Below are 22,615 nucleotides of genomic sequence, written 5' to 3'. Positions count from 1 at the left end.
GGCCCGCCAAACAGGCGGGCCCGAGATTTTTCGTCGAAAAATCTTTTGCTACCGGTCAGCCCAGCTTTTCGGTCAGCTCAGGTACGGCCGAGAACAAGTCTGCGACCAGACCGAAGTCCGCGACCTGAAAGATCGGGGCTTCTTCGTCTTTGTTGATCGCAACGATGATCTTGGAGTCCTTCATTCCGGCCAAGTGCTGGATTGCGCCCGAGATGCCAACTGCGACGTACAGATCCGGTGCAACGACCTTGCCGGTCTGACCAACCTGCCAGTCGTTCGGGGCATAGCCCGAGTCGACAGCTGCCCGCGATGCACCAACGGCTGCGCCCAGCTTGTCGGCCAGGGCTTCGATGATCTTGAAGTCTTCTTCCGACCCAACGCCACGGCCACCAGAGACGACAACACCGGCCGAAGTCAGTTCCGGACGATCGCTTGCGGCAACCTTGTCCTCGACCCACTCGGACAGGCCGGGGTTTTCGGCAGCGCCAATGGTTTCGACAGATGCCGAACCGCCTTCACCAGCTGCATCAAAGGTCGCGGTGCGGAAAGTGATGACCTTCTTGGCATCCGACGATTTGACGGTCTGCATGGCGTTGCCGGCGTAGATCGGGCGTTCGAATGTGTCGGCGTCGATTACGGCGGTCGCGTCCGAGATCACCATCACATCCAGCAGCGCGGCGACGCGCGGCATGACGTTCTTGGCATCGGTCGTGGCCGGGGCAACGATGTGGTCATAGTCGCCAGCCAGCGAAACGATCAGCGCGGCTGTGGGTTCTGCAAGGCGATGGCCCAGCGATGCGTCTTCGGCGACCAGAACCTTGGCAACACCGTCGATCTTGGCCGCGGCTTCGCCAGCGGCGGCAGCCGAGGCACCGGCGCACAGCACGGTCACATCACCCAGCGCCTGCGAGGCGGTCACGGCCTTGGCAGTGGCATCCATCGCCAGTTCGCCACTGGTCACTTCGGCAAGGAGAAGAACAGCCATTACACAGCCCCCGCTTCTTTGAGTTTCTCAACCAGCTCGTCGACCGAACCGACAATAATGCCAGCCGCACGCTCAGCAGGCTCAACAGTCTTGACGATCTCAAGGCGCGGCGTGACGTCTACGCCATAGTCGGCGGCGGTTTTCTCATCCAGCGGCTTTTTCTTCGCCTTCATGATGTTGGGCAGCGACGCATAACGTGGTTCGTTCAGACGCAGATCGACAGTGATGATGGCGGGCATCTTCACGGAAAGGGTCTGCAGGCCGCCGTCAACTTCGCGGGTCACTTTGGCGGTGTCGCCGTCAATGTCGACTTCCGAAGCGAACGTGCCCTGGGACCAGCCCAGCAGCGCCGACAGCATCTGGCCGGTGGCGTTCATGTCATTATCGATCGCCTGCTTGCCGCAAAGTACAACACCCGGCTGCTCTTCTTCGACAATCTTGGCGAGGATCTTGGCAACCGACAGCGGTTCGATATCTGTGTGCACGTCATCTGCGGCAATGACCAGGATGGCGCGGTCGGCGCCCATGGCCAGTGCGGTGCGCAGGGTTTCCTGCGACTGCTTGACGCCGATTGAAACAGCGATGACTTCGTCAGCCTTGCCTGCTTCTTTCAGGCGGATCGCCTCTTCGACGGCGATCTCGTCGAATGGGTTCATCGACATCTTAACATTGGCGAGATCAACACCCGATCCGTCCGCTTTCACGCGAACTTTCACGTTGTAGTCAATCACGCGCTTGACAGGTACCAATACCTTCATTTCGCGGTCTCTCCTTCAGATAACGGTCAGTCGCCAGTGCGACTCCCCCTTCAACTCAAGCCGAGTTGATAACGGTAAGATGACAGGGGGAATAGTCCAAAATCGTCACGCCGCGGCGCGGCGACGTCGCGTTTCGGATCAATTTGCAGCGCAAAGAGAGCATCGGCCTGTCAGTCCAAGCCTTAGCGGTTTGCGCCAGGCACCCAAAGCACATCGTCTTTGCCGCCGTTATTGGCCACCCGAGCGGCAACAAAGAACCAGTCCGACAGCCGGTTGAGGTACTTGATTGCGGAGGCGTTCACCTGTTCATCCGTCGACAGTTCGACGGCCAGCCGTTCAGCACGGCGCGACACGGTGCGGCACACATGCAGATGCGCCGAGAGCGCCGATCCGCCGGGCAGGATGAAACTGCGAAGCGTCGTCAAATCCGCGTTCATCACGTCGATTTCAGATTCCAGCCGTGTGACCTGCTCTGGCGCCATACGCAGCGGCGGGTATCCGGCCTCAAAATCCTTGTCCATATCGGGGCGGCAAAGGTCAGCCCCAAGATCGAACATGTCGTTTTGGATGCGGGCCAGCGCCTCGTCCATCTCACCCGAGGCTTCAAGGCGGGCGACGCCGATGAATGAGTTCAACTCGTCCGACGTGCCATAGGCATCGACCCGGATGGCGTGTTTGGCGACACGCACACCATTGCCCAATGCCGTGTCTCCGGCATCACCGGTGCGGGTATAGATCTTGTTCAGGATAACCATCAGTTAAACGCCCCCTGGCCACGCAGATAAACAAACAGCAGGATCAATGCGATGGCGACAGCCTGCAGCAGGATGCGCAGCTGCATCATCTTATTGCCGTACTTCGCGTTGAACTTGCCGCCTTTTGCAAAACCGCCAATGCCAAGCATCAGGACAATCACGACGGCGCACATTGCGACAATCATGGCTATGAACAGAACTTGACCCATCCGACGCAGACTCCTTTTGCGGCTATTGCGGTGATCTAGCGGTCCGGGGCCGAAAAGCGAACAGGTTTTTTCGTCAGATGCGCTTGATCAGGCGATCGGTCGCCCGCGTCGACAGGATGCGACGCAGATATCCCGCGACGTAAGTTGGGGTGGTTACGTAGTAGCGCGGCTTCGGACGCCGCGCTTCCAGCGCCTTTACCAATTTGGCGGTGACCGCTGATGGAGGCAGCTCAAACGCGTCCTTGCTGCCGCTGTCATCATACATCCGCGGTATCAGGCCGGTTTCATAGTCTTTGCGGCGGGGAGAACGCTTCCATTCGATATAGTGTTCGAACCAAGGTATGCCGTTCTCGCGAAACTTGGTTGTGATCGGGCCGGGTTCGACAAGAATCACGTCGATGCCTGTCCCGTCAAGTTCGACTCGCATTGTGTCTGTCAGCGCCTCAAGCGCATGTTTGGTCGCTGCATATGCACCGCGCCACTTCATGTAAACCAAGCCCAGCGTGGACGAACACTGAATGATTCGACCTTCTTCCTGACGTCGCATGATTGGGATTACCTGGCGGGTCAGGTCGTGCCATCCAAAGAAATTCGCTTCAAAGATCGCGCGCAGACCGTCTGTCGGCAAATCTTCGACGGCGGCGGATAAGGGATGTGCGCCGTTGTTGAACAGAGCATCCAGGCGTCCGCCTGTTGCCTCAAGCACCTCGGCCAGGCCGGATTCAATGGATGCACTATCGGTATAGTCGATCCGCGGGCTGTCAAAGCCCATGACGCGCATCCGATCACAGTCTTTTTGTTGGCGGCACGACGCAAACACGCGCCACCCCCGGTTTCGCAGGCCGTGGGCCGCGTCGTGACCAATGCCCGACGAACAGCCGGTTATCAGGATGGATCTTTTCATGACGCTCTAATTCCGTTTGTGCTGGCCAAAGCTATTCGCCGAAGTGCGGTCGCACAATCGCGATAAGCTCAGTTCTCATGCAGAAGAAGGAAGCAGGCTCAGGAAATCGCTTCAACATGTCTGTGTGGGATATCAGGCAGGCAAGCACGTCGGCTACTATTGCGTCTTTTTGGCAATCAAAGACGCAGAAATCCAACCCATTGTGCCTTCGGGTCTGGTCCGCAGGCGCAGCCAGCCGGTGCCCGAGTCACTTAGCACTTCGACTTCATGGCCAAGGGTAAGACTGGTGACGACTTCATAATTAGTCCCGGGTCCATGCCGCATGTTCACACGGGTGCCTTTTACCTCGCGGATATCAGGCTCGGGCGACGTGTACTCCTGGGTCGCGGGTTCGTCAGAGGTTTCGGTTTCTTCTGTTGGGGCGGTCCGCAGGCCGATCACACCTTCGCTCAGCGACGCAAGTTGCAGGCCCTGAACCGAGTTCTGGTCACCCAGAAGTGTCAGCCCATCACTCAGGCTGACCCGTGCTTTAGCCAGACGGACAGCAGCTTCAATGGCAGCGGTATCAGGCTTGGGTGCAGCACTTGGGGTGGCAGCAGCTTGCCCATCTTTGCGCGGCGCGAGAACCGGTTCAGCATCGCTTACCTGAATAGGGGTCGGCGCAGACACAGAGGATGACACGGCGGCTGTTTTCTCCGCACGTACGCCACGCGGTTCAAAGTCCGAGCCGCCACTCAGTTGATAAAAGGCAATGCCCATGAACAGAAACGTCACAACGATGAAGCGTGCCATGCCGTCAAACCCCCAATTTCGACCGTATACAAAACCCTAACCGCACTCCCGATCATGTCAGAGGCGGCAACAGAATCACTTCATAAAGGAATTGTACTCCTTTTGGACGGGGAGAGGGTCAGCGGAGTTCCCCTAATCTGAGAATCTCTTAAACGCGGAGCTTGACGCAAGAACGTCCACAAGGGGTGCTTGCCGCGCGCCGCGACTATGCGTATCACACGATCTATGAGCGATACTGTTGACGACCCCAACATGAAGTCCCCCAAAGGCCGCGAAGTGGCCGAGCCTTTGCGCCGTGCGATCGGGGACAGATACCTGACCTATGCCCTGTCGACCATCATGCATCGGGCGTTGCCTGATGCCCGGGACGGGCTGAAACCGGTGCATCGGCGCATATTGTATGCAATGCGCGAACTCAAACTCAGCGCATCCGGGGGGTTCCGAAAGTCTGCCAAGATCTCAGGCGACGTGATGGGCAACTATCATCCGCATGGTGACGCCGCGATTTACGACGCGATGGCGCGCTTGGCGCAGGATTTCAACGTTCGCTATCCGCTTGTCGATGGCCAAGGCAATTTTGGCAACATCGACGGCGACAATCCGGCCGCCAGCCGATACACCGAAGCGCGCATGACCATCGTCGCCGAGGCCCTGCTTGAGGGTCTGGACGAAGATTCGGTCGACTTTCGCGAAAACTATGACGGGACCCTTAGCGAACCGGTGGTTCTGCCGGCAACGTTCCCGAACCTGCTGGCCAACGGGTCATCCGGGATTGCGGTTGGCATGGCGACCAACATCCCGCCGCACAACATTTCGGAACTGTGCGATGCTTGCATGCACATGATCAAAACGCCCGATGTGCGTGATGAAACCTTGCTGAACTATGTGCCGGGTCCAGATTTCCCGACGGGCGGTGTAATTGTTGAGCCGAAGGAAAACATCGCTCAGGCCTATCGCACCGGGCGCGGGTCATTCCGCTTGCGCGCGAAATGGGAGAAAGAGGATCTGGGTCGCGGTCAGTGGCAGATCGTCGTAACCGAGATTCCGTATCAGGTTCAGAAATCCAAGCTGATCGAAAAGTTGGCCGAGGTGATCCAGACCAAAAAGGTCCCGATTCTGGCCGATGTGCGCGACGAGAGCGCCGATGACATCCGCATGGTGCTTGAGCCACGATCCAAGAACGTCGATCCTGAGATCCTGATGAACATGCTGTACCGAAATTCCGATCTGGAAGTGCGGTTCTCGCTGAACATGAACGTGCTGATCGATGGTGTTACGCCAAAGGTCTGTTCGCTCAAGGAAGTCCTGCGCGCGTTTCTTGATCATCGCCAAGAGGTGTTGCAGCGCCGATCACGCCACCGGATGGCCAAGATCGATCACCGGCTGGAAGTGCTGGAAGGGTTCATCATTGCCTTCCTCAATCTGGACCGTGTGATCGACATCATCCGATACGATGATGACCCCAAGGCGGCTTTGATGCGCGAAGACTGGGGCCGTGATTTCGTGCGCGCCATGTCCGAGGCTGACTATGTTTCTCCGCCCCGTGGCGAAGGCGAACTGTCTGACGTGCAGGTCGATGCCATCCTGAACATGCGCCTGCGGTCTTTGCGGCGTCTGGAAGAGATGGAACTGGTCCGCGAGCGCGACGCCCTGATGATCGAACGCGCCGGACTTGAAGATTTGCTGGCCGACCCCGGTTTGCAGTGGGACCGGATCAGCGAGCAACTGAAGGAAACCAAGAAGAAGTTCGGCAAGAATTACGAAGGTGGGGCGCGCCGGTCGCGCTTTGCGGAAGCTGGTGAAGTCGAAGAGGTCCCGCTTGAGGCGATGATCGACCGCGAACCTATCACCGTTGTTTGTTCTCAGATGGGCTGGGTGCGGGCGATGACCGGCCATATCGACCTTGGCCGCGAGCTGAAGTTCAAGGATGGCGACGGTCCGCGATTTGCGTTCCATGCTGAAACGACTGACCGGTTGCTGATTTTCGGATCGAACGGCCGGTTCTATACGCTTAGCGCTGCGAACCTGCCCGGAGGCCGGGGCATGGGCGAACCGGTCCGTCTGATGGTCGACCTGCCGAACGAGGTCGAAATCGTCGACTTGTTCATCCACCGCCCCGAAGGCCGGTTGATCGTCGCGTCGACGGCCGGAAACGGCTTTGTCGTGGCGGAAAAGGAAATCGTTGCGCAAACGCGGGCTGGCAAACAGTCGTTGAACGTCAAAGCGGACGAACGGGCCGTGGTTTGTCATCCCGTGGTCGGCGATCACGTTGCCATCGTATCGCAGAATGGCAAATTCCTGGTCTTCCCAGTGACCGAATTGCCGGAATTGTCGCGTGGAAAAGGCGTCCGTCTGCAGAAGTACAACATGGCCCGTGGCCGTCAGGGCGCGCTGGAATTGGATGGCGGCTTGGCCGACCTGACCACGTTTGACTGGTCCGAAGGTCTGAAATGGGAAATGGGCGGCGGCAAGACCCGGCATGAAACCGATTTGACCGAATGGTTGGGTAAACGGGCCAGCGTCGGCAAAAAGGCGCCGTTCGGGTTCCCGCGGGATCACAAATTCACGTGATTGTGGGCGCAGATATGACACGCTTTCAGATGCGGCACAGATTCAGGGGTTTGCACCTGTCGGCGCGCCGACTATGTGGTCTTCCTGACGAACCCTTCGAGGTAACATGACCCGACTGCTCTCTCTTCTGACCGGCCTCATCCTGCTTGCAGGCTGCGCAACGCAATCCATCGAGAACGAACCGAAGGTTCCGCTGGGGGATTTCAGCCTGGGCCACAATGTGGTGGTCGCGTCCAAAATGGCGAAAGGACCGATTTCGCGCGAGGCGACGGCAGACGAGTGGATAGCCGCACTCCGCAAAGGAATCGATACCCGGTTTGGGCGCTACGAAGGCGAAGCTTTGTATCATCTCGGGATCAGCGTCGAAGGTTATATGCTGGCTCCGGGCGGCATCCCGGTCCTTTACAGCCCCAAATCCGCGTTGATCATCCTGGTGACGGTCTGGGACGACGAACTTGGCAGAAAGCTGAATGACGAGCCACACGCGCTGACCATTTTTGAAACCACGGATACAGGATCGGTCGTGGTTGGGTCGGGACACAGCCGCACCAAAGCAGAACAGATGGACCAGCTATCCTACAATGCAGCCAAAGCGATCGAAACATGGCTGGCTGACATGCACGAACAGCACGGTTGGTTCACGGACAACCCGACTTTTAACCCGCCAAAACCCGAGCCACTGACGGGCCAACAGTAAGCCACTGACCTTGTGGCCGGACAGCCGGCTGTACACCCGAGTCAGGATGCGCTTGATTTTCGTCTCTGAACCAAATATGTCGCGCGCGCAGAGGAAACCGGGTCGCGTGTGACCCCACTATTTCAAAAGGGCGCCAAAAGAATGGCTAAGGAAAAGTTTGAGCGTAATAAGCCGCACGTGAACATTGGCACGATTGGCCATGTTGACCACGGGAAGACCACTCTGACGGCGGCGATCACCAAGTATTTTGGTGACTTCCAGGCGTATGACCAGATTGATGGCGCGCCCGAAGAAAAAGCCCGCGGGATCACGATCTCGACGGCGCACGTGGAATACGAGACCGAAAACCGTCACTATGCCCACGTCGACTGCCCCGGCCACGCTGACTATGTGAAGAACATGATCACCGGTGCGGCGCAGATGGACGGCGCGATCCTGGTTGTAAACGCTGCTGACGGCCCGATGCCGCAGACCCGCGAGCACATTCTGCTGGGCCGCCAGGTTGGTATCCCGACCATGGTCGTCTACATGAACAAAGTTGACCAGGTTGACGACGAAGAGCTGCTGGAACTGGTGGAAATGGAAATCCGCGAGCTTCTGAGCGCCTATGAGTACCCTGGCGACGACATCCCGGTCATCCCCGGTTCGGCTCTGGCCGCTCTGGAAGGCCGCGACGAGGAAATCGGTGAAAACTCGATCCGCGCGCTGATGGCGGCTGTTGACGACTTCATCCCGACGCCCGAGCGCGCCGTGGACCAGCCGTTCCTGATGCCGGTCGAAGACGTGTTCTCGATCTCGGGTCGTGGGACTGTTGTGACCGGTCGTGTCGAGCGTGGCGTGATCAACGTCGGCGACACCATCGAAATCGTTGGTATCAAAGACACCCAGACCACCACCTGTACCGGTGTTGAAATGTTCCGCAAGCTGCTGGATCGCGGCGAAGCCGGTGACAACATCGGCGCCCTGCTGCGCGGTATCGACCGTGAAGCCGTTGAGCGTGGACAGGTTCTGTGTAAGCCGGGTTCGGTGACACCGCACACCAAGTTCGAAGCCGAAGCCTATATCCTGACCAAGGATGAAGGTGGCCGTCACACGCCGTTCTTCGCGAACTATCGTCCGCAGTTCTACTTCCGGACGACCGACGTGACCGGTACCGTGACCCTGGCCGAAGGCACCGAAATGGTGATGCCTGGCGATAACGTGTCGTTCGGCGTTGAGCTGATCGCTCCGATCGCGATGGAAAACGGCCTGCGCTTCGCCATCCGCGAAGGCGGCCGCACCGTCGGCGCCGGCGTCGTCTCCAAAATCATCGAGTAATCGAGAAATCGATCTGAATCGAAAAGGCCGCCTGACAGGGCGGCCTTTTTTTGTCTGGGTACATAAAGACAAGATCCAACCCGTTTGCCATGGCGACACCGCATTCGAACCTCAAACCGGGCCGCAACTCCTTGGGTTGAGAGCAAGTGTATTCTGATTGAGACAGGTCCGATTCCATCCAAGTCAAAAACAACAAATTGTCTTGCTGCGAACAATTTCTCGTTCGTACAGTCTTGTAGAACTCTGAAGTGTCAGCCGACATACCAAAGGCCTTCTCAACCTGACTGGAAAGTCGCTGCTCATGAGAAAACTTCTTTTTATAGCGTTGCTGTGCATCCCTCAGCTTGTGTTTGCACAGTCAGACACTGACAACGACGTCAAACCTGATCCGCTCAAAAGAGAACTTGTTGGCGTTGGCTGGCTGTTTTCTGATGATCTTATCGGCGATGATTATGATCGCTGGCAAACGGCCTCTCTAACGTTCTCGTGGATTTATGCGCGCGGATGGCAGGGTAAGTTACCGTCCGGTTTCGGGGACCTGTTTGAAATTCGCGCCTATACTCAAATGATTTCGCCGGAAAACCTGACAGTCCCGAGCGCGACGGACAGGCGCTATGCAGGCGTCTTGTCACTGGGCGCGTATACCCATTTCGCGAGACGGAACTACGAATATTCGATTGGCGCAGAACTGGTATCGACAGGGCCGCAGAACGGCGTCGGGGATCTTCAGGTTCAGTTCCACAAATTGATCGGAAGCACACCTCCGTCGCAGGCGATCCGCAACAATCAAATTCCGAACGGGTTTTATCCGACCGTGGTCGCTGAAGTCGGTCGCGAGTTTGATCTTGGTCACTCTGTTCGGTTCAGACCCTTTGGCGAAGCCCGCGCTGGTGATGAAACTTTGGCGCGTATTGGATTTGACTTCACGTTTGGGCAGGTCGGGCGATCCGAACTTCTGGTGCGCGACAAAGTCACTGGCCAGCGCTATCGGACGATGCGCTCAGGGCCGAAGGGGGTTAGCGCCATTTTCGGCGTCGATGCGGCGTATGTTGGCGACAGTGTGTATTTTCCAGGCTCAGCCACTGTCATCATGGAAAACCAACGCTATCGAGCCCGCCTCGGATTTAACTGGGAAGCCAAACACGGCAACCTGTTTTACGGCCTGACCTATCTGAGCCGTGAATTTGAAAGCCAAAGACAAAGCCAGGTTGTCGGATCGCTGAGCTTTAAGATGTCATTCTGAATACGTAGCACAGAGCGACCTTTTTCCTCGTGACCTGCGTAATCGATGTAGTACTCTAAGTGCGATTTTCAGAGGAACATCGCCGGTGACCGAATTTATTCATTTTGCGTTGCGGCTGGATGGCCCGACCCCCGGGGCAGAGCTGTCAGACGACGATGTTCCCAAAGCGCTGGAAGCCGAGGACCTGGCTTGGGTTCACCTTTCGGCCACCAACCCGGAAAGCGTCCCGTGGCTTCAGCGCAACCTGGCGTATTTGCCAGATCCGGTGCACGACGCGTTGTTGGCGCAGGCGACGCGCCCACGGGTCAAGTTCATCGGGAATGGTGTTCTGGTGATCCTGCGCGGCGTGAATACAAACCCGGGGGCCAATCCTGACGACATGGTTTCGATCCGGCTTTGGGTGGATCCGGCGCGGATTGTCAGCCTGTCCCAGCGGCCTCTGTTATCGGTGCAGGACCTGTATACGACGATCCGGTCGGGCAAAGGCCCGCAAGAGGCAGGGGCCTTTCTGGCCGATCTGATCGACCGCCTGACCGACCGGATCGGTGCGCGTGGTGATATGCTTGAAGAGATCGGTGAAGAGATCGAAGACCAGATTTTGGGTGGGGGGGATAGCACCAGTCTGACGTCCAGATTGTCGGAAACCCGCCACGGGCTGGTCCTGTTGCGCCGCTTTCTGCCCCCTCAGCGCGAGGCGATTACACTGCTTGCCAGTGATAAGCTGCATTGGATCCGCGACCTTGCGCGGCTGCAACTGTCAGAATCGCATGATGCGCTGACCCGTAGCATCGAAGGATTGGATTCGTTGTCCGAACGCATGGATGTGGTCAACGACGAAATCGCCAATGCCCATTCCGAGCGCTTGAACGCCAACCTGTATCGACTGTCTATTCTAACGGCCGTGTTCTTGCCGCTTGGGTTTTTAACCGGGCTGATGGGGGTGAACCTTGCGGGTATGCCCGGGGCGAATTGGGAGCCATCGTTCTGGATTTTTTCCGCCGGCTTGGGGGTTGTTTTTGCACTTCAGATTTACATTCTCTGGCGTATGCGCTGGATGTAGATCATCGTTTTGCAGTCCGTGAGATGGTTGTGCTTGGGGTCAAAGGTGTCGTGAATGTCTGACGGATTTCCCTCGCCTGATACGCGCAACCCGGTCCGGTTGCCGGATGGCAGCGATCTGCAAGGGACGGTCTTTTTGAGGCCGGAAATTGATCACCCTCAGATTGAGGTGGGCGCTTATACCTATGCCAGTACCTTCGATCCGCCTGATGACTGGGCTGAGCGGTTGGCGCCCTATCTGTTCGACTTCTCGCCCGAGAAGCTGGTGATTGGCAAGTTCTGCCAGATTGCGGACGGTGTGACGTTCATCACAGCCTCGGCCAATCACCGGTATGATGGGTTTTCGACGTTTCCTTTTGCCGTATTCGGTGACGGGCGACGCGAAAACCGCCCGTCCCTGCCGGGGCCGGGCCCCGACACGATCATTGGCAACGACGTCTGGCTGGGGCAGGGTGCGCGCGTGTTGCCCGGCGCACGGATCGGGGATGGCGTGATCGTCGGAGCAGGGGCTGTCGTTGGCGGAGAGATCCCGGCCTATGGCATTGTTGCGGGTAATCCTGCGCGACTGGTACGCCGCCGCTTTGACGATGCCACGATCAATCGCTTGCTAGAGCTTGGTTGGTGGGACTGGCCGATCGAGACCATCGTAAAGGCCGAAGCCGCGATATGCGGGGCCGACCTTGCCGCGCTGGAACGGGCGTGCCCTTGGTAAATGCCTCGCGGTGTTTGTGCCCTTAGGTCTGTCATTGCGTCATCCGCGTGGCCAAAACTCTGTCCCTCGCGAATCACTGTTTCCGCTCACATCGGGGACTTCTGGATTGTAGACCAAAGAATACCGAAATGCCGCGCTGGCAAACTGCGATGGTCTTATCGTTATCTTTCAACATTCCAAATTTGCTGCATCTGCATAAATCGCCGAATGTATACGATGGTATTCTGCTAAGTGTATAATAAATATTGATTTTTCCGGAAGTCCCTGCATCCTTTGATGACACTCACGGGAGGGTAAGTTTTGGATCAGTTGAACGTAACAGCATGGGTTGGGCGTATGGAGCGTCTGGTTGGTGGGATCTCGGAACTGCAGGCACAGCAAATCTCTGCGACACTTGATCAAGGGTACAATATGCCGTTGCGAAACGGGGATCCGCTGCCGCCGCTGTGGCATTGGTGTGCGTTCCCGCCGACCGCTCCGATGGACGAATTGGGCCGCGACGGTCATCCGCGAACCGGTGAGTTTCTGCCACCATTGCGATTAGAGCGCCGCATGTGGGCCGGTGGGTCTTTGCAATTCTATGCGCCGTTGCGCGTGGGGGAACGCATCACGCGGCAATCGACAGTCAGCCGCGTTCAGAAAAAAGGCGATGACATGGTGTTTGTCACCGTTGATCATGTCATCCGGGGGGAGCAGGGCGTCGCGATTGAAGAGACCCAGGACATCGCGTATCTGCCGATTCCTCAGGACTACGCTCCACCCCGCAAGCGTCCGCTTCCAAATGCGCCAGTCCTGCGCGAAGCCTATCATATGAACGAGACGATGCTGTTCCGCTACTCGGCGGTCACGTTCAATGCACATCGCATCCACTATGATGCGGATTATGCGAGAACGGTGGAAAGATACCCGGGTCTCGTTGTGCACGGCCCCCTGCAAGCCACGCTTTTGATGCAGGCCGCAACCCGACACCGTGGATCGGTCCCTTGCGGTTTCCACTTTCGGGGTGTGCACCCGTTGTTTGCCGGCAAGCGGATGGAAGTCGTGGCGACCGACGACGCAGATGGTTCCATGCAGCTTTACACCGGGCAAGACGGCCACCAGGGCATGCAAGCCACGGCAATCTGGCAGGGCACGGTATGAGCGGGATTCTGAACGGGATGCGCGTGGTCGAAGGTTCGGCCTTTGTCGCTGTGCCGCTGGCCGGTATGACGCTGGCTCAGATGGGCGCTGACGTTATCCGGTTTGACCGCGTCGAAGGCGGTTTGGATGCAGGCCGCTGGCCCTTGGCCCCGTCCGGCGAAAGCCTGTTCTGGGCAGGTCTGAACAAGGGCAAGCGATCTGTCGCCGTTGATATGCGGTCGCCCGAGGGGCGCGAATTGATCACCCGCATCGTAACCGCGCCCGGAGACGACGCCGGGCTGTTTCTGACCAACCTGCGGGTGCGCGGGTGGATGGACTACGAAACACTCAGCCAGTTTCGCCGCGACCTGATCATGGTCACCTTGTCCGGCGACCGACACGGTCGTCCGGCTGTCGATTATACGGTCAACCCCGCTTTAGGAATTCCAGATATCACCGGGCCGGAATGCTATGATGAGCCTGTGGCCAACGCCTTGCCGGCGTGGGACCTGATCGCGGGCAATATGGTGGTTTCGGCAGCCCTGGCGGCCGAACGTCACCGGATGCGCACCGGGCAGGGGCAGGACGTTAACCTGTCGCTCAAGGACATCGCCGCAGCCATGGTCGGCCATCTTGGCATGATCGGCGATGCAGTGGTCAACAGCGCACCGCGTCAGAAATCTGGCAACGCGCTTTACGGTGCCTACGGACAGGACTTCCTGTGTGCTTGCGGTCAGCGCGTCATGGTCATCGGCCTGACACGTCGGCAATGGGGCGGTCTGATCAAACTGACCGGCACCGGCGACGCCATGGATGCATTGTCCAACGCCAGCGGTCTTGATCTGCGCGACGAAGGCAATCGATGGAAGCTGCGCAGGGCGATCACTGCAGTGCTGGAGCCTTGGTTTGCCTCCCGCCGCGTTGTCGATTTTGCAGCTGCGTTCGATACCGCCGGGCTGACCTGGTCAGTTTTTCGGTCGCTCAAGGATGCCGTCGCCGAGGATCCGGATCTGAGCGAAGACAACCCGATGTTTCGCATGATGAACCAGTCGGGCCTCGGGCGGTTTCCGGTCCCGGGATCGCCGATGTCCTTCGGGTCTCATACACGGCAGGCACCCGTACCCGCGCCGGTTTTGGGGGCGGATACCGAAGAGGTGCTGGGGGATGTGGCCCGGCTTGACAGCCGTGAAATCGCAACGTTGTTCGATCGTGGTATCGTTGATGGTCCGCGTCAGCGGGCGCGTCCGGCTGCCTGAGACCTAGTCTGCAGTTTGCGGCGGCGCCCAGGGCGTCCGCCCCATCATCTCATCAGCCTCGGCTGTGATCTGGTTCATGTGATCTTCAAGGCTTTGGCGCAGCACCTCGAAGTCTTCCGGGCTGGCCTTGCGGGGCACCGGATCGGTCCATTCCCTGCACAACAAAACCCCTTCGTTGCGCCGGGCGCGGGGCAATAGCATGTGGTCCCAGGTTCCGGCCTCGCGGGCGTGCCGCACGGAATAGGTAATACCGAATACCCGTTTGCCAGATGTTCGCGCCCAGACCAGCGGAACCGTCGACAAAACACGTTCCGGCCCCCGAGGACCGTCAGCCGCGATTCCGATCGAGATGCCCTGTTTCATTTTGCCCAACACCTCGCGGGACAGCGCCACATGGCGTTTGTGGCTGGACATGGCGATGGTATCCATGCCGAACAGCATCTGCACCCGACCCACCATGCTACCTGCGCGCGCGGCGGACGTGATGGTACAGACCCGCCCTTTGTCCAGCGGGAACAGATATGGCGATTGCACCAGCCTCTGATGCCACAGAACCAGGATAACGGGCTCTCCGGAGTCGACCAGCGCATCCAGTTCCTCATACCCGATGCGCTGCCATGCGGTGTTTTTGTGGACCTTGCGAATGTACCCGGCAAAGCGACGTGCGAACCAATTCAGAACGGTATCACTGTCAGCGAGTTTCTTGCGCAGGTTCATTCAGGGGCGTCCGGGGTAAAAACGGGTACGAACGCGGCGTATACCAGATGCCGTCGCGTTGCCAACCTTGGTCAGGTCTTTCGCACGGAAACCGCAGCTTGGCGCAAAAAGCCTCTTGAGTCCGTCGCGCGGCTTAGATACTTGGAGATCGGCCTTAGGGGTATAGCTCAGCTGGTAGAGCGACGGTCTCCAAAACCGTAGGTCGCGGGTTCGAACCCTGCTGCCCCTGCCATTTCCAATCAATGACCCAGTCGGGATAATCTTTTGACCGCGTGATGTGGTTTCCCAAGGTGTTCCTGATTCCCTCTGTCGCAGGCTCTCGATAACCGCAAGGTGACGCTGCCTGAAGGCCAAGGCCGAACGGGATCGCTTTGCGCCAATGTTCGATAATCCATCCGGGCGACCATGCCGGGGACACCCGGTTCAACGATGTGCCCGCACAGGACACCGACATTTTCAATGGAACCAGTGCAGCGCGGTCTGTACGTTCGTGAGCTGGATGTAAGCGGGCATTGCGGACACTGACCCGTTGCGTCTGAACGGGGTTGCTGAACTCTATAGAGTACTAGAAGCTGCAATTTCGGGACTGAACATCTTTGGGTTGGGATGCCGGAATTCGAGGTATGTAAATTGTTCAATCGGCCAGACAGATGCACGTATTAACGATCCTGGATCATCCAAACCCAAACTCTTTCAGTGCGGCTGTGGCCCGGCAGTTCATGTCCGGTGCTGGCGCAGCAGGACATACGACAGAATTGGCCGACCTGAATGCGGAGGGCTTTGACCCGCGCTGGTCTATGGCCGACATCGAAGCCGATGATGCGGGGCCCACACCAAAGGACGTTTTGTCCGAACAGGCGCGGATCGCACGGGCGGATGCAATTTGCTTTGTCTTTCCACTTTTTTGGTGGGGAATGCCCGCGATGACCAAAGGTTGGGTCGACCGGGTTTGGTCCTGGGGCTGGGCGTACAATCAGTTGGATGACCCGGACAAATCGCTTCAGCGACCGCGTACGGGGGTTCTTCTGGTTCCGGCGGGCGCACGGTCAGACGAGATGTCTCAGAGCGGCTATCTGGCGGCTTTGGAGACTGTCTGGATCAATGGGACATTCGGCTATTTCGGGTTCACCAAGAGAACCCTTGAGGTCCTTAATGGGTCAACAGGGTCCGAAAACCGACGCAAAGCGCTGTTGGACAAGGCGTACCAATGCGGCTTTGCCTTGTCGCGACCCACAGTCGACTCTTCGGACCGTGCGGTATCCGGCAACCACACCGGTCTTTGACCGGTCTGTCTGGAGACCGGCTGGCCACCTGAAACAGGTCTGACAGCGGTATTCAGTATTGCCAGAGGATATGATAGCGCTGGGTAAACGGCGGGTAGGTCCCGCAGACAGGCTTGTCATGCCCGCCCCAGCGCGAACGCCGCCCAGGCTCTCTACCCTGATCGTTCTGACCGGATTGTCGGTTCTGACGCTGAACATGTTCATGCCGTCGCTGCCGTCGATCGCAGAAGACTTCGGGGCGGATTATGCCATCGTTAACCTGTCTATCGCAGGCTATCTGGCGCTGACCGGTGTGCTTCAGCTGATTCTGGGCCCGATGTCCGACCGCTATGGGCGCAGGCCCGTCCTGTTGGTTGGGTTGGCGATCTTTGTCGTGGCGTCGCTGGGCTGCGCCCTCAGTACCTCGGTCTGGATGTTCCTGGCCTTCCGGATGCTTCAGGGGGTGATCATTGCCGGGTCTGTTCTGTCTCGCGCCGTCATCCGCGATACGACCGAGCCGAACCAGGCGGCAAGCCTGATGGGATACGTCGGCATGATTATGGCCATCGCGCCGATGACCGGCCCGATGTTCGGTGGTCTGCTGGAACAGTTTTTTGGTTGGCGGTCGACCTTTGTGTTCTTCACCGGTGGCGGGCTTATGGTGCTGATCTGGTGTTGGATCGATCTGGGCGAAACCAACACCTCCCCTTCGGCAACGTTCGCGGCCCAGTTCCGCAGCTATCCCGAGCTTCTGCGATCACGCCGGTTCTGGGGCTATACCCTGTGCGTGTCGTTTTCGGTCGGGGCGTTTTATGCGTTTCTGGGCGGGGCGCCATTGGCGTCCAAAGCACATTTCAACCTGTCCCCGGCGGCGCTGGGGATCGGACTGGGGTCAATCACGAGCGGTTTCATGCTGGGCAACTATTTGTCCGGCCGTCTGACCCCGCGCTATGGGCTGACCATGATGATGATCGCCGGACGGGTGGTCGCCAGCGTGGCCCTTCTGATCGGGTTGTGCTTGTGGATGGCGGGTGTACATCACGTGCTTGTCTTGTTTGCGCCTGCGGTTGCGACCGGACTTGGCAATGGGCTGACCATGCCATCAGCGCATGCAGGGACGATGTCGGTCCGCCCGCATCTGGCGGGCAGCGCATCGGGGCTTTCCGGCGCGGTCATGGTGATGGGCGGGGCGCTGATCACCTGGGCCACCGCCGCACTGCTGACGGATTCTAACGCCGCTTATGGCGTTCTGGGCATGATGCTTGTCTCGGCCGGGGGCGGATTGGCCGCGGCGCTCTATGTCCGTCGCATCGACCTGCGCGAAGGCCCGCCCGACGCCCAAGCCACGAGCCGGGACAACCGGTCTTGAATTCGACGTAAAGCCCCGTTATGTGCGGACCGTCGACAGCAAACAAACGAGCGCCCAATGGCCACCATGAACCCGATCCAGTTTTTCCAGCAGGTCCGCGCCGAGGTCTCCAAGGTCGTGTGGCCGACTCGCCGCGAAGTGTTGCTGACCACGGTTATGGTCTTCATCATGGCTGCGCTGACAGCTGTGTTCTTCGCTCTGGTTGATTTGATTATCCGAAGCGGCCTGCAATTCGTTCTGAATTTCTTCGGCTGACCGCTTCGGCATTTTCGGTCAAAGGATGAAGTCTGTCGCGTCCAGGGCATTGATGCCCCGGATCGAAATCGCCATATCATCCTGTCCATCCCCATCAATATCCGCGCGCAGCACGGTTGTGTTAGGGGATTGGGTAAAGCGCAACTCGCCTCCAGCGCCGGAATAAGCTGCCGTTCCGATAAAGGTAAACGCTTGGTTCCCGGTCGCAAGTCCGGCATCGATCAGCGACAGATCGATCAGGTCGACTCCGTCCTCGAAATCGCCAATGATGTCGCGCCCACCAAGGGCCACGGTGCTGTCGCTTACATTGAGGAACCGGAAGACATCTGCCTCGGAACCGCCTGTAAGCGTATCACGGCCCAGATCGCCTTGCAGGACGTCCTGATCGGCACCACCGTTCAGCGCATCATTGCCGGCGCCGCCGCGCAACAGGTCGTCATCAGCCCCCCCAAGAAGCCGGTCCAGCCCGTCACACCCTTCAAGCGCGTCGCTGCCCGCATTGCCGAAAAGCGTGTCATGGCCTGCGCCGCCAACCAATGTGTCGTTGCCATTTAGACCTGACAATGTATCCGCAGCGCCAAGGCCGAAAATGACGTTGTCGTCACCGTCTCCGGCGATGGTGTTGATGAAACCCGTGCCATACACACCGGCGTCAAAAATCTGCATCATCACGTCCTGACCAGACGCGTAAGTTGCATAGATTTGGTTGTAGTCGTTCTGCGCCATGGTGATTTCATTTCCGGCGGCACCTGTCACTTCGTAAGGATGCCCAACTGCATACCCATCCACGTCATAACGTTGGATGAACGTGCCGGTGTCATAGCTTGGGCTGTACGTTGTGCTGGAATAGGAAATCAGGAAGCCGCCATCATCCAAAGCTGCGACGTTAGGCGCACCGTCGAAATAGTCGAGGTCCTCGCTCACCAGAAATTCGGTGCCCTGCGGTGTGCCATTGGCGTCGAAAATCCGGGCGTAGACGCCGAAATCATCCGGGCCTTGTGATCCCGACCCCTCCCAGGCGACCAGAACACTACCGGACGCAAGCGTCGTCATCGCCACGTTGACGTTGAATGTGGACGCGTGTGTCGCAATCGGAATTTCCGCCGTCAGCGCGGTGCCAGCAGCGTCGAAAAACATGATCGTCGGGACGTATGAGTTTTCGAACAGCACGGCAAAGCCACCGGTGTTAAGCGACGTGACCTCGGCGTTATCTTCCAACGATATCTGGGTTTCGGCAAGCACCGTCGCGCCGGTTAGATCAACGATCTGCAGGTAGGATTGGTTGGATGCGCCTTCATAGACCACGGCCAGATTGCCGTTGGACAATTGCGTCAGCGCGTTATGGTCCGAGTTCGTTCCAAAGCTGAACGGGCCGCCAACCAGATCACCGTTATTGGCGTAGACCTGAACATAGGTTTCATGATCCTGCGTGCTGGTTTCGTGAACCCAGCTGACGGCAAACCCCCCGCCGGCCAGCGGCGTGGTGTCGTGCAGGTTGCCCCAGCCTGTGTAATCTTCCTGACCTATGATAACATAGCGGTCGTGTTCGACATTGAACAGTTGACCGATGAATTGAAACGGGTCGGTTAATCCGTTGGCACCGTGATCTTGCTCATAGCTGATCAGGAAATCGTCGTGACTGTAGCTGATGATCTGCACGGTTTGAGGGTAGGCGCCGGTATAGCCACCAACTTTGATCGGGGAAATGACTTCAATAAGGCTCAACGTTAAAGGCTCCGTAACATGTTGAATTTGTGGTCTAATGGCATAACGTTATGACGGGTCGGCACAAAATGCATCTCCATGTTGAGGTGACGTTGGGGAAGTCTAAACATGAGCCAGCCGCTGAGAAGTGTGCCCAAATTCTCGGCCGGTATCCGGCATCCTGGGGGCGCGGGCCTTGTCATGGGCGGCAAAGCGGAGTATGCACCCCGTCACTTCATGACATGGCGTGCGGCGATTCCGTTGGCACGCCGCTTTTTTGTTGCGCGACACGCTGCAACGCAAATCTAAGACAATGGGGTTCGGGCCGCTTCCCGACCGACACAGGGTGAACTGACAATGGCAAAACGGTGGTATTCGGTCAGCGTTCTTTCGAATTTCGAAAAGAAGATCGCAGAATCAATCCGGACTGCGGTGATCGAAAAAGGGCTTGAGGACGACATCGACGAAGTTCTGGTTCCCACCGAAGAAGTGATCGAAGTGCGTCGCGGCAAGAAGGTCACGACCGAGCGCCGCTTTATGCCCGGCTATGTTCTTGTCCACATGGAAATGTCCGATCAGGGCTATCACCTGATCAACTCGATCAACCGCGTCACCGGTTTTCTGGGCCCGCAAGGTCGCCCGATGCCGATGCGCGACGCCGAAGTGAACCAGATCCTGAACCGCGTTCAGGAAGGCGAAGAATCGCCGCGCACCCTGATCCACTACGAGATCGGCGAGAAGGTCAAAGTCAACGACGGCCCGTTCGAAGATTTCGACGGCATGGTCGAAGAAGTCGACGAAGACAACCAGCGCCTGAAAGTCACAGTGTCGATCTTCGGTCGCGAAACCCCGGTCGAGCTGGAATTCACCCAGGTCACCAAGCAAATCTAAGCGTCTGTTGCCTGATGCGTCGCGTCGGGCAACACCTTATCTCACCACGTTCAAGACCCGCTCGGATCAATGCTTAGGGTTGTGTATCGAACAACTGTGGCCGTGATGAATCAAACACGACGGGCGTGTCGAACATGGCGCACAGCCACAGCCGATAACGCGCGATCCGTCCCTCCCTTAGCTCGAAAAAGCTGAACACCGTGCCCGAAACCGGATTGCCGGTTGGCGCACGGTTCAGCCACGGGCCGACATGGGTTCCGGTGAACGACCACCACGCCATCACGTCGTCGGGGCCTGCTACGATCCGGTCGATGGAAAACTGCGGTGCATCCAGCGCCCTCCGAAACCCTTTGACATGGGCGATCAACCCATCCCGCCCGGGTGGTCCGCCAAAGGCTTGGTTGGCTTCATCAACCATATCGGGATGAGCGAGTTCATTGATCAGCTCAAACCGACCTTTGCCGCCAACCTCGGTCAGATAGGTTTCCATAACGTCATAAGGGGTTCGTTTCATGTCGATGATCATAAGCGTCGCGAATTCTCAGGCAATGGGCTGTACAAATCGCAAGCGTTTCAGGCCGATGTGCTGACCTTTGTGGTTTCGCTGGCCCAGGTCGCCCGGCATATCCTCCGGTTTGCCAGGCAGGGCCGTTCCTCTTCGCGGGGGGATCATCTGACAGCGCGCTGTGACATAGCCACTTACGGCGGAATCACTTGCATTGCACGCGGGGCCGGTGTAGGACGCGCGCCTGTCGCTGTCTCAGTGACACCCCCGTGGGAGGCGAGGTGATCGCGATCATCAGACCGGACCACATCGACCATATCTTTTGGAACGCGTTCCGGAAGAGTTGAAAAGGAGAAGGCCAATGGCCAAGAAACTCGTTGGCAGCATGAAGCTGCAAGTGCCTGCCGGACAGGCAAACCCGTCGCCGCCCGTCGGCCCTGCGCTGGGTCAGCGCGGCATCAACATCATGGAATTCTGCAAGGCGTTCAACGCCAAGACCGCAGACATGGAGCCTGGCGCTCCGTGCCCGACCGTGATTACCTATTATCAGGACAAGTCCTTCACCATGGACATCAAGACGCCCCCGGCGTCGTATTACCTGAAGAAGGCGGCCAAGGTTAAGTCGGGTGCGAAAACCCCGTCGCGTGAAACCGTTGGTACCGTGACCGCTGCTCAGGTGAAAGAAATCGCCGAAGCGAAGATGAAAGATCTCAGCGCCACCGACATGGAAGGCGCCATGAAGATCATCCTGGGCTCTGCCCGCTCTATGGGCATCGAGGTGAAGTAAGATGGCAAAGCTCGGAAAACGCACCCGCGCCGCGCGCGAAGCCTTTGCAGGCAAGAACGACGTCACCGTCGAAGAAGCTGTTGCAATGATTAAGGCAAACGCCTCGGCCAAGTTCGACGAAACCGTTGAAATCGCCATGAACCTGGGCGTCGACCCGCGCCACGCTGACCAGATGGTCCGCGGCGTGATCGGCCTGCCGAACGGCACCGGCAAAACTGTCCGCGTGGCTGTTTTTGCACGCGGCCCCAAGGCCGAAGAAGCTCAGGCCGCCGGAGCCGATATCGTTGGCGCCGAAGACCTGATGGAATCCATTCAGGGTGGCACCATCGATTTCGATCGTTGCATTGCAACCCCGGACATGATGCCTGTTGTTGGTCGTTTGGGTAAGATCCTTGGCCCACGCAACCTGATGCCGAACCCCAAGGTTGGTACCGTGACCATGGACGTCGCCGAAGCCGTCAAGAACGCCAAGGGCGGTGAAGTCCAGTTCAAGGCCGAAAAAGCCGGTGTTGTGCACGCAGGTGTTGGCAAGGCATCGTTCAACGAAGCCCAACTGGTCGAAAACGTTCGCGCCTTTATCGGCGCGGTTGCCAAGGCGCGTCCGTCGGGCGCCAAAGGCACTTACCTGAAGAAAATCTGCCTCAGCTCGACCATGGGTCCGGGTGTATCGGTGGACGTGGCCAACGCCTCGGGCGAATAAGCCCACCTTAAATCAATTCTGAAAGCCCGGGCTGTTTTGGTACAGCCC

At 58.2% G+C, this 22,615-nt stretch carries 23 protein-coding genes and 1 tRNA gene; 15 read left to right on the top strand and 9 right to left on the bottom strand.

All coding sequences use genetic code 11. The features are described from left to right. Positions 1 to 55: 55 nt before the first annotated feature. From FOY56_RS12220 to FOY56_RS12195, 6 genes are all read right to left on the bottom strand, one after another. Positions 56 to 985 carry an electron transfer flavoprotein subunit alpha/FixB family protein gene (locus tag FOY56_RS12220; RefSeq protein ID WP_146346130.1) on the bottom strand — a complete coding sequence of 310 codons (930 nt, stop codon included), beginning with the start codon at positions 983 to 985 and terminating at the stop codon, positions 56 to 58. After that, positions 985 to 1,743 carry an electron transfer flavoprotein subunit beta/FixA family protein gene (locus FOY56_RS12215; RefSeq protein WP_146346129.1) on the bottom strand — a complete coding sequence of 253 codons (759 nt, stop codon included), beginning with the start codon at positions 1,741 to 1,743 and terminating at the stop codon, positions 985 to 987. Before FOY56_RS12215 ends, FOY56_RS12220 begins: the two co-directional genes overlap by 1 nt. Before the next feature lie 182 nt (positions 1,744 to 1,925). Beyond that, entirely contained in the window at positions 1,926 to 2,498 is a 573-nt protein-coding gene (locus tag FOY56_RS12210; RefSeq protein ID WP_146346128.1) for a cob(I)yrinic acid a,c-diamide adenosyltransferase, read from the bottom strand. Then, a complete protein-coding gene (locus tag FOY56_RS12205) occupies positions 2,498 to 2,707 on the bottom strand; it encodes a twin transmembrane helix small protein (RefSeq protein ID WP_146346127.1) in 210 nt (69 codons plus the stop codon). The genes FOY56_RS12210 and FOY56_RS12205 overlap by 1 nt, the downstream gene beginning before the upstream one ends. Before the next feature lie 73 nt (positions 2,708 to 2,780). After that, positions 2,781 to 3,611 carry an SDR family NAD(P)-dependent oxidoreductase gene (locus tag FOY56_RS12200; protein WP_146346126.1) on the bottom strand — a complete coding sequence of 277 codons (831 nt, stop codon included), beginning with the start codon at positions 3,609 to 3,611 and terminating at the stop codon, positions 2,781 to 2,783. Positions 3,612 to 3,767: 156 nt separating this feature from the next. Then, positions 3,768 to 4,403 carry an SH3 domain-containing protein gene (locus FOY56_RS12195; RefSeq protein ID WP_246139475.1) on the bottom strand — a complete coding sequence of 212 codons (636 nt, stop codon included), beginning with the start codon at positions 4,401 to 4,403 and terminating at the stop codon, positions 3,768 to 3,770. A gap of 225 nt (positions 4,404 to 4,628) precedes the next feature. Here FOY56_RS12195 and FOY56_RS12190 point away from each other — a divergent pair, with 225 nt between their 5' ends. The 8 genes from FOY56_RS12190 to FOY56_RS12155 all read left to right on the top strand — a co-directional run bounded on the left by FOY56_RS12190 (position 4,629) and on the right by FOY56_RS12155 (position 14,377). Next, positions 4,629 to 6,974 (top strand): DNA topoisomerase IV subunit A, encoded by a 2,346-nt coding sequence (locus FOY56_RS12190; protein WP_146346125.1) that lies wholly within the window; start codon positions 4,629 to 4,631, stop codon positions 6,972 to 6,974. 106 nt (positions 6,975 to 7,080) lie between these two features. Then, positions 7,081 to 7,671, top strand: coding sequence for a hypothetical protein (locus tag FOY56_RS12185; RefSeq protein WP_146346124.1), 591 nt, complete (start codon positions 7,081 to 7,083; stop codon positions 7,669 to 7,671). 141 nt (positions 7,672 to 7,812) lie between these two features. Further along, complete coding sequence (tuf, locus tag FOY56_RS12180; RefSeq protein WP_146346099.1) at positions 7,813 to 8,988, top strand: elongation factor Tu; 1,176 nt, start codon at positions 7,813 to 7,815, stop codon at positions 8,986 to 8,988. Positions 8,989 to 9,289: 301 nt separating this feature from the next. Further along, positions 9,290 to 10,231: a lipid A-modifier LpxR family protein gene (locus FOY56_RS12175; protein WP_146346123.1), complete on the top strand. Its 942-nt coding sequence runs from the start codon at positions 9,290 to 9,292 to the stop codon at positions 10,229 to 10,231. 85 nt (positions 10,232 to 10,316) lie between these two features. After that, the gene (locus FOY56_RS12170; protein ID WP_186766322.1) at positions 10,317 to 11,291 is read left to right on the top strand and encodes a zinc transporter ZntB; all 975 of its coding nucleotides are present in this window, start codon (positions 10,317 to 10,319) and stop codon (positions 11,289 to 11,291) included. A 54-nt stretch (positions 11,292 to 11,345) separates the two neighbouring features. Beyond that, entirely contained in the window at positions 11,346 to 12,002 is a 657-nt protein-coding gene (locus FOY56_RS12165; RefSeq protein WP_146346121.1) for a CatB-related O-acetyltransferase, read from the top strand. 300 nt (positions 12,003 to 12,302) lie between these two features. Then, positions 12,303 to 13,142, top strand: coding sequence for an HTD2 family dehydratase (locus tag FOY56_RS12160; protein WP_246139474.1), 840 nt, complete (start codon positions 12,303 to 12,305; stop codon positions 13,140 to 13,142). Then, positions 13,139 to 14,377, top strand: a complete 1,239-nt coding sequence (locus tag FOY56_RS12155; protein ID WP_146346120.1) for a CoA transferase — start codon at positions 13,139 to 13,141, stop codon at positions 14,375 to 14,377. The genes FOY56_RS12160 and FOY56_RS12155 overlap by 4 nt, the downstream gene beginning before the upstream one ends. A gap of 3 nt (positions 14,378 to 14,380) precedes the next feature. Here FOY56_RS12155 and FOY56_RS12150 read toward each other — a convergent pair whose 3' ends face one another. Further along, a complete protein-coding gene (locus FOY56_RS12150) occupies positions 14,381 to 15,094 on the bottom strand; it encodes a lysophospholipid acyltransferase family protein (RefSeq protein WP_146346119.1) in 714 nt (237 codons plus the stop codon). Between the two features lie 156 nt (positions 15,095 to 15,250). Between FOY56_RS12150 and FOY56_RS12145 the strand changes: the two genes are divergently transcribed. The 4 genes from FOY56_RS12145 to secE all read left to right on the top strand — a co-directional run bounded on the left by FOY56_RS12145 (position 15,251) and on the right by secE (position 17,980). Next, positions 15,251 to 15,326: transfer RNA gene (locus FOY56_RS12145), tRNA-Trp, on the top strand. Between the two features lie 418 nt (positions 15,327 to 15,744). Continuing rightward, the gene (locus FOY56_RS12140; RefSeq protein ID WP_146346118.1) at positions 15,745 to 16,377 is read left to right on the top strand and encodes an NAD(P)H-dependent oxidoreductase; all 633 of its coding nucleotides are present in this window, start codon (positions 15,745 to 15,747) and stop codon (positions 16,375 to 16,377) included. Positions 16,378 to 16,495: 118 nt separating this feature from the next. Next, positions 16,496 to 17,725, top strand: a complete 1,230-nt coding sequence (locus tag FOY56_RS12135) for a multidrug effflux MFS transporter (protein WP_146346117.1) — start codon at positions 16,496 to 16,498, stop codon at positions 17,723 to 17,725. A 57-nt stretch (positions 17,726 to 17,782) separates the two neighbouring features. Next, positions 17,783 to 17,980, top strand: coding sequence for a preprotein translocase subunit SecE (secE, locus tag FOY56_RS12130; protein WP_146346116.1), 198 nt, complete (start codon positions 17,783 to 17,785; stop codon positions 17,978 to 17,980). Positions 17,981 to 17,998: 18 nt separating this feature from the next. On the opposite strand, the gene FOY56_RS12125 is transcribed toward secE, so the two are convergent. Beyond that, entirely contained in the window at positions 17,999 to 19,705 is a 1,707-nt protein-coding gene (locus FOY56_RS12125) for a calcium-binding protein (RefSeq protein ID WP_146346115.1), read from the bottom strand. Positions 19,706 to 20,041: 336 nt separating this feature from the next. Between FOY56_RS12125 and nusG the strand changes: the two genes are divergently transcribed. Beyond that, positions 20,042 to 20,575, top strand: coding sequence for a transcription termination/antitermination protein NusG (gene nusG, locus FOY56_RS12120; protein ID WP_146346114.1), 534 nt, complete (start codon positions 20,042 to 20,044; stop codon positions 20,573 to 20,575). Between the two features lie 73 nt (positions 20,576 to 20,648). Here the strand turns inward: nusG and FOY56_RS12115 are convergent, their stop codons facing one another. Then, complete coding sequence (locus FOY56_RS12115; protein ID WP_186766321.1) at positions 20,649 to 21,089, bottom strand: ester cyclase; 441 nt, start codon at positions 21,087 to 21,089, stop codon at positions 20,649 to 20,651. Positions 21,090 to 21,441: 352 nt separating this feature from the next. Here FOY56_RS12115 and rplK point away from each other — a divergent pair, with 352 nt between their 5' ends. After that, positions 21,442 to 21,867 (top strand): 50S ribosomal protein L11, encoded by a 426-nt coding sequence (gene rplK / locus FOY56_RS12110; protein WP_146346112.1) that lies wholly within the window; start codon positions 21,442 to 21,444, stop codon positions 21,865 to 21,867. 1 nt (position 21,868) lies between these two features. Next, positions 21,869 to 22,567 (top strand): 50S ribosomal protein L1, encoded by a 699-nt coding sequence (rplA, locus tag FOY56_RS12105; RefSeq protein ID WP_146346111.1) that lies wholly within the window; start codon positions 21,869 to 21,871, stop codon positions 22,565 to 22,567. Positions 22,568 to 22,615: the final 48 nt, after the last annotated feature.

It is taken from the genome of Falsiphaeobacter marinintestinus, assembly GCF_007923355.1.
In the GTDB taxonomy this organism is placed as follows: Bacteria; Pseudomonadota; Alphaproteobacteria; order Rhodobacterales; family Rhodobacteraceae; genus Phaeobacter_A; species Phaeobacter_A marinintestinus.
Note: the sequence above shows the minus strand (reverse complement) of the source record. Positions and strands in the feature narration are given on the sequence as shown.

What these genes read in the sequence shown, in the direction of transcription:
- FOY56_RS12220 (WP_146346130.1), bottom strand. Translation starts at nt 985, where the DNA reads ATGGCTGTTCTTCTCCTTGCCGAAGTGACCAGTGGCGAACTGGCGATG.
- FOY56_RS12215 (WP_146346129.1), bottom strand. Translation starts at nt 1,743, where the DNA reads ATGAAGGTATTGGTACCTGTCAAGCGCGTGATTGACTACAACGTGAAA.
- FOY56_RS12210 (WP_146346128.1), bottom strand. Translation starts at nt 2,498, where the DNA reads ATGGTTATCCTGAACAAGATCTATACCCGCACCGGTGATGCCGGAGAC.
- FOY56_RS12205 (WP_146346127.1), bottom strand. Translation starts at nt 2,707, where the DNA reads ATGGGTCAAGTTCTGTTCATAGCCATGATTGTCGCAATGTGCGCCGTC.
- FOY56_RS12200 (WP_146346126.1), bottom strand. Translation starts at nt 3,611, where the DNA reads ATGAAAAGATCCATCCTGATAACCGGCTGTTCGTCGGGCATTGGTCAC.
- FOY56_RS12195 (WP_246139475.1), bottom strand. Translation starts at nt 4,403, where the DNA reads ATGGCACGCTTCATCGTTGTGACGTTTCTGTTCATGGGCATTGCCTTT.
- FOY56_RS12190 (WP_146346125.1), top strand. Translation starts at nt 4,629, where the DNA reads ATGAGCGATACTGTTGACGACCCCAACATGAAGTCCCCCAAAGGCCGC.
- FOY56_RS12185 (WP_146346124.1), top strand. Translation starts at nt 7,081, where the DNA reads ATGACCCGACTGCTCTCTCTTCTGACCGGCCTCATCCTGCTTGCAGGC.
- tuf (WP_146346099.1), top strand. Translation starts at nt 7,813, where the DNA reads ATGGCTAAGGAAAAGTTTGAGCGTAATAAGCCGCACGTGAACATTGGC.
- FOY56_RS12175 (WP_146346123.1), top strand. Translation starts at nt 9,290, where the DNA reads ATGAGAAAACTTCTTTTTATAGCGTTGCTGTGCATCCCTCAGCTTGTG.
- FOY56_RS12165 (WP_146346121.1), top strand. Translation starts at nt 11,346, where the DNA reads ATGTCTGACGGATTTCCCTCGCCTGATACGCGCAACCCGGTCCGGTTG.
- FOY56_RS12155 (WP_146346120.1), top strand. Translation starts at nt 13,139, where the DNA reads ATGAGCGGGATTCTGAACGGGATGCGCGTGGTCGAAGGTTCGGCCTTT.
- FOY56_RS12150 (WP_146346119.1), bottom strand. Translation starts at nt 15,094, where the DNA reads ATGAACCTGCGCAAGAAACTCGCTGACAGTGATACCGTTCTGAATTGG.
- FOY56_RS12140 (WP_146346118.1), top strand. Translation starts at nt 15,745, where the DNA reads ATGCACGTATTAACGATCCTGGATCATCCAAACCCAAACTCTTTCAGT.
- FOY56_RS12135 (WP_146346117.1), top strand. Translation starts at nt 16,496, where the DNA reads ATGCCCGCCCCAGCGCGAACGCCGCCCAGGCTCTCTACCCTGATCGTT.
- secE (WP_146346116.1), top strand. Translation starts at nt 17,783, where the DNA reads ATGGCCACCATGAACCCGATCCAGTTTTTCCAGCAGGTCCGCGCCGAG.
- nusG (WP_146346114.1), top strand. Translation starts at nt 20,042, where the DNA reads ATGGCAAAACGGTGGTATTCGGTCAGCGTTCTTTCGAATTTCGAAAAG.
- FOY56_RS12115 (WP_186766321.1), bottom strand. Translation starts at nt 21,089, where the DNA reads ATGAAACGAACCCCTTATGACGTTATGGAAACCTATCTGACCGAGGTT.
- rplK (WP_146346112.1), top strand. Translation starts at nt 21,442, where the DNA reads ATGGCCAAGAAACTCGTTGGCAGCATGAAGCTGCAAGTGCCTGCCGGA.
- rplA (WP_146346111.1), top strand. Translation starts at nt 21,869, where the DNA reads ATGGCAAAGCTCGGAAAACGCACCCGCGCCGCGCGCGAAGCCTTTGCA.